General features: G+C 74.4%; 1 protein-coding gene. It reads right to left on the reverse strand.

Features of this window, described 5'->3' with window-relative positions; genetic code table 11:
* The coding region (locus tag NBW84_RS02720; RefSeq protein ID WP_250281378.1) for a hypothetical protein at positions 1 to 609 on the reverse strand (609 nt) is incomplete at both ends.

Here is a 609-nt window from a genome sequence, read left to right on the forward strand (position 1 = left end):
CCGGTGTGCCTCCTCGCGCCGTCCCGGTGCCCATCGTCGGTGTGTTTCCCGGTCAGAACTTTGATCAGCTCGATGCGCCGGGCCACCTCCGCCCGCCTCACGGCGACGGGACCGGGGAAGTCGCCGATGAAGGCGTCCCGGATCCTCTCCGCCCGTGCCGCGAGAGGTGCGAGCCGCTGACCGCCCCGGCGCAGCGTGTCCGCGGCGGCGGCGAGTTCCAGGCTCGCCAGATGCTCCAGCGCTACCCGGGCGAGCACGTCCGGGTAGCCGGGCAGCGCGGCCACCTGGTCCCTGTCGATCTCGACCCGCGTCCCGCCGTCGTCGGCCTCGACCATGGCGCCGACATGGACCGGGCAGCCCAGCGCGGTCGCGACGTCGGTGCCCGCGAGCAGCAGACCGGCGTTCATCGCGTTCATGCCGGGGCCGGCCAGCACGACAACCGCCTCCACGTCAGCCACCCCCGGCACGGCGAGCAGCGACGACGCGACGGTCCTGCGGACCCCGTCGATATCCGTCGGTACCACGATCGGTTCCAGCGCACCGGGGTCGCCCGGCGGCTCCGCCGTGGCAGGCCTGGCCGCGTCGAGCCTGGCCGCGTCGAGCCTGGCC

This window comes from Protofrankia sp. CiP1_Cm_nod2 (assembly GCF_920664355.1).
In the GTDB taxonomy this organism is placed as follows: domain Bacteria; phylum Actinomycetota; class Actinomycetes; order Frankiales; family Frankiaceae; genus Protofrankia.